Origin of the sequence: Roseinatronobacter alkalisoli (assembly GCF_028745735.1) — a bacterium.
GTDB lineage: Bacteria > Pseudomonadota > Alphaproteobacteria > Rhodobacterales > Rhodobacteraceae > Roseinatronobacter > Roseinatronobacter alkalisoli.
In genome coordinates this window covers 1-1315 of record NZ_JAQZSM010000111.1, presented here as the reverse complement: position 1 = coordinate 1315, position 1315 = coordinate 1, and the positions used below count along the sequence as shown (strand labels likewise).

The 1315-nt window shown below is 50.5% G+C and carries 3 protein-coding genes; 1 reads left to right on the top strand and 2 read right to left on the bottom strand.

Translation table 11 applies throughout. From position 1 onward, the window contains the following. A partial coding sequence (locus PUT78_RS23560; RefSeq protein WP_274354642.1) for a DDE-type integrase/transposase/recombinase occupies positions 1-330 on the top strand: 330 nt, incomplete at its 5' end. A 64-nt stretch (positions 331-394) separates the two neighbouring features. On the opposite strand, the gene PUT78_RS23555 is transcribed toward PUT78_RS23560, so the two are convergent. Then, on the bottom strand, positions 395-913 hold the full coding sequence (locus PUT78_RS23555; RefSeq protein WP_274354641.1) for a hypothetical protein: 519 nt from the start codon (positions 911-913) through the stop codon (positions 395-397). 78 nt (positions 914-991) lie between these two features. Beyond that, a partial coding sequence (locus tag PUT78_RS23550) for an integrase core domain-containing protein (RefSeq protein ID WP_274354640.1) occupies positions 992-1315 on the bottom strand: 324 nt, incomplete at its 5' end.

The following is a 1315-nucleotide window of genomic DNA, read 5'->3' as shown; positions in this document are numbered from 1 at the left end:
CGGGCAATTGGCACCAACGGTGTCCCCGACCGCATCGTTATCGACAAAAGCGGCGCAAACTTGGCAGGGTTGGAAGCTGTAAATGTGATCCTCAATTTCACCGGTTCAGGTCGGACGATCAAGATCCAGCAGGTCAAATATCTGAACAATATCCTCGAGCAGGATCACCGGTTTATCAAACGCATCACTGGGCGAATGCTCGGCTTCAAGGCGTTTTATTCCGCCTCGGCCACGCTGGAGGGAATCGAGACCGCGCACATGATCCGCAAGGGCCAATTCGACGCCAACAGCTTGAACGCATTTCAGCAGTTCGCTCAGCTCGCAGCATAATTATGTCCAGCGCAAGTCTCCTCTTAACCAATCTGAAAATTTGCGACAGAACCGGACCAGGTGGTCAGCGCACCCGAATATTGAACAAAAGAGGAACTTCATCGCTTGATTGAAGTTCATTTGGCTTACTTCCAATGTATGTAAGCTCCCATGACATAGAAGTCGCTAAAAAACGGATCAAATCGTCTGTGTTTCCTTGGCAATATCGAATAGGGTCACCTTCAAAGCACTCAGAAGCAAATAATACCCCTAGCTTTTCGCAGTTTCCGGCACACAAGGCAGTCAGATCAACGAGGAAATCAAAAAAGAGTGGTCTCTGTATCTTTCCGAAAAAAAGGTCCATCATTTCTTGCTCTATGCCGAAAGCTAGGCCAACATCCCTGTCTATTGGTGCCTGCAAGAGAAGGACGTTTTCCCAACCCTGATGTTTCTTCGCGGCTTCTACTCCCCATCGAACGTCAGGTTCTGCAAAGAGAATGCCATTTAACACTCCATATCCAAATCTGGAAGACAAAGCTTGGATGTCTTGGAAAATATCGCCCTTGTCTGATGGAGTATACCCGAGACAGATTGTAGTACTCATCGCTATCTTCCTCCCCTTGTTCGGAGCGAACTTGTACCGTATCCGGTCTGAGTGACCTGCCCCCCGATCGTCCCTCGTTCATAACGAGAGTCCTTTGGGTTGATAGTTGTCGTTTTGGGCTTGGGCAAGCGCGCCGTGCGCGGAGCCTTCAGATAGCTCAAGCGCTCGGCGCGCTTCAGCGGGTGTTTTGTTGCCCAGAGATGAGTGTGGCCTGATGTGGTTGTAATCATAGCGCCACAGCCCCAGCTTTCGTCTGGCATCATCCAGGCTGTCGAAGATCTCTTCGTTCAAGCACTCGTCGCGCAGGCTGCCATTGAATGACTCGATGTAACCGTTCTGCTGCGGCTTGCCGGGATCGATATAGTGCCATTCGACGGCGTTTTCGTTCGCCCACTTTAGGAT